Annotated in this window: 4 protein-coding genes; 2 read left to right on the forward strand and 2 right to left on the reverse strand. The window is 67.7% G+C overall.

Annotated elements, in window-relative coordinates; all coding sequences use genetic code 11:
- Both ACWELQ_RS43045 and ACWELQ_RS43050 read left to right on the forward strand, forming a co-directional pair.
- Positions 1–947 (forward strand): helix-turn-helix transcriptional regulator (locus ACWELQ_RS43045; RefSeq protein ID WP_452402741.1); only part of this gene is annotated, 947 nt, incomplete at its 5' end.
- A 39-nt stretch (positions 948–986) separates the two neighbouring features.
- Entirely contained in the window at positions 987–1,472 is a 486-nt protein-coding gene (locus tag ACWELQ_RS43050) for a hypothetical protein (protein WP_452402742.1), read from the forward strand.
- 19 nt (positions 1,473–1,491) lie between these two features.
- Here the strand turns inward: ACWELQ_RS43050 and ACWELQ_RS43055 are convergent, their stop codons facing one another.
- On the reverse strand, positions 1,492–1,758 hold the full coding sequence (locus tag ACWELQ_RS43055; RefSeq protein WP_452402743.1) for a hypothetical protein: 267 nt from the start codon (positions 1,756–1,758) through the stop codon (positions 1,492–1,494).
- A gap of 533 nt (positions 1,759–2,291) precedes the next feature.
- Positions 2,292–2,746: SDR family NAD(P)-dependent oxidoreductase (locus ACWELQ_RS43060; protein WP_452402744.1), on the reverse strand; the 455-nt coding region annotated here is incomplete at its 5' end.

The following is a 2,746-nucleotide window of genomic DNA, read 5'->3' on the forward strand; positions in this document are numbered from 1 at the left end:
TCCGCGGCATACCCGGTATGCGTCCCGCACCGTCGAGGCCCGGTCATATTCTGCTGCGGTACGTGTCGACCACCGCGGCCGTCGAATTCGGGCTGCCCGGCGAGTTTCGCCTCCCCGAGGTGAAACTGCGCCGCGGCCACGCGCTCTGGCGTGACGCGCCGGACCGGGAACACAGCGCCGAAGCATCGGAGATCGAGCTCTGGTCGAATCCGATCAGTATCGATCCGGTCGCCCGGGACTATCTGTTCAGCAGACTCCTGCGGCGGCCGAAGCTGACCAGCCTCATCGCGACCAGGCACGGGCTGGCCAACACCTATTCGCGCGGCGATCGCGACCTTGTCATCGAATGGTGCTGCGGGGCAAAGGAATCGGAAGCAATCTCCGTGCTCGAGCAGAGCGGTCTGACGAGCCCCGCGCCCGAACTCGCGACCTTCCCGATCGAGGCCGCCCAGCCGTTGACGCTCGGCGACGTACCGATTCATCTGCGACGCGTCTCCTGCTACGTACCGCCGACCTATGTCGAGGACCTACTCGACGCTTACCGCTGGAACCTCCCCCTCAGCTCGATCGAGCCGCTGCACACCGATGGCGTGACCGCCGGGGAAGCGCTGCACCAGCGCCGTCAGATACTCGCCTATCTCCGCGGGAACTACACCGATCCGGATCTGACCGTCGATGTGATCGCCCAAGCGTGCCTGGTGACGAGGCAGACGCTCTACCGGGTGTGCGAAAGCATCGGCGGCCCCGGCCTGCTCGTGCGCCGCATGCGGGTCGAGCACGCCCGCCGGATCATCCGGTCCGATCCCACCCGGCCGTTGCCCGAGGTCGCCGCCGCGTCAGGATTCGCCACCGACCGGCATTTCTATCGGGCATTTCGGGAGGAAACCGGACTGACACCCGGACAATTCCGTACCCAAGTCGAGGCGGACAGCCCTCCGGTCGAATAACGCTCGCGGTCCGCGTCGGTCTCGACGTAGCGTGATGCCATGCTGCTGAACCGTTCCCGGCCGCCGCGGGTGGACCAGATCAATCGGGCCGTGGCGGAGTTGGAGCTTCCGGAAGCCGTGTTCAAGACCTCGCCGTGGCAACCCCGCGAGCTGGTGGAAACCGGTTTGCGGCAATGGTTGCGGTGTTGCGGGGCGGCGATGCGGGATGATCAGGTGATCGGGATGCCGTCGCATGCGGTCGACGAGGCTTGGCACGGGCTCATCTTGTGCACCAAACGGTATGCGCGATTCTGCGATAACGCCTACGGCAAGTTCCTGCACCACTTCCCCGACGGGGAGGGCAGCGGTTCGGGTGATCCGATGGCTGATCAGCTGGGCCGCACCGTGGTCGCCTGGTCGTTCGTGGCTCAGCCGGGTGAGGAATGTGTGCTGTGGGATCTGGACAGTGTTGTCGGAGTGGACCATCCGTGGGGAATTCCGGCGGAGCGGGTCCACTCCATCGAGGCGGCGCTACGGGCGGAGTGAACCGGCCCGCGACAACCCGTCAGCTGCTGCCGCCGCAGCCGCCTCCCCCGCAACCGCCACCGCCGCAACTACTTCCGCCACCGCAACCGCTGTGCCCACCGCCGCAGCCGTGATGGCCGCCGCCGTCGGCCCAGCCGCCGCTCGAGCTGCTGCCGCTGTCACCGCCGTCCGAGCCGAACCCCCAGCTGTCGCGCCTGCGTCGGCGATCGGACTCGTCGCGGTTGGAGCCGGTCAGGATCCCCACCACCGCGAGTACTACGAGGACCACGATGATCGCGATAATCATCACCGGTCTCCTTCCCCCTGGTCACGGCCGCTATGACCGTGAGTTATCGCGAAAGCTACCGCGACGGATCGATGCCGCAAACCCATTTTCCGGGGACGGCCGTGACCTGCTAGCCGTTGCCTCCGCCGCCGCCACAGCCACCCCCACCGCCGCTGCAGCCACCACTACCGCCCCCACAGCCACCGCCGCCACCGCAATTGCCGCCACCGCAGCTACTCCCGGTGCCGCAGCCGCTGTGACCACCGCCGCAACCGCTGGGCCCGGCACCGTGCCCGCCGCCACTGCCGTAGGAGCTGGGCCAGTCCGTTCCGTGACGCCAGGGCAGCGACCACTGCAGCCGTTGGTTGCGAGCGCGCCGACGCTCGAGCCAGACCATCCATCCGATGATCGCCAATGCGATCAGGGCCATCATGATGCCGCCGAGCATTGCCGTACCCCCTCTCCGCGGCCCTCCCCGGCCGCTCGAACCCGCCGAAAACGGCAGGGCCCCCGATGGATACCCATCGGGGGCCCGACTCATGCGTGCGGACGGATTACGTCAGCTTGACCCGCGCCGCGAAGAAGCGGGCGACCGCGGGGGCATAGCGGTTGAAGCGGTACTGAAGCCAGGCTTCCGGGGTGACCGGCACGACCTCACGGCCGTTCTCCACGGCCTTGACGATCTGGGCCGCGACCTTGTCCGGGCCGTAGCGGCGGGCCGCGTACAGCTTGTCGTAGCGCTGCTGCTTGGCGGCTTCCTCCTCGGCGGAGATGCCCGAGAAGCGGGTGGTGGCAACGATATTGGTATGCACGATGCCGGGGCAGATGGTGTGGACCTCGATGCCCTTGGCGGCGAGTTCGGCGCGCAGGCAGTCGGAGAACATGAAGACCGCCGACTTGGAGGTGGAGTAAGCGGCGAAGCCCTGCTGCGGGGTGTAGGCCGCCATCGAGGAGAGGTTGACGATGTGGCCGCCGAGGCCGCGGTCGGTCATCGCCTTGCCGAAGGCGC

The sequence above is a fragment of the Nocardia sp. NPDC004722 genome, from assembly GCF_053601505.1.

Bases quoted from the DNA above. Each gene is read 5' to 3' on its own strand.
- ACWELQ_RS43055 (WP_452402743.1), bottom strand. From the start codon at position 1,758: ATGATTATCGCGATCATCGTGGTCCTCGTAGTACTCGCGGTGGTGGGG.
- ACWELQ_RS43050 (WP_452402742.1), top strand. From the start codon at position 987: ATGCTGCTGAACCGTTCCCGGCCGCCGCGGGTGGACCAGATCAATCGG.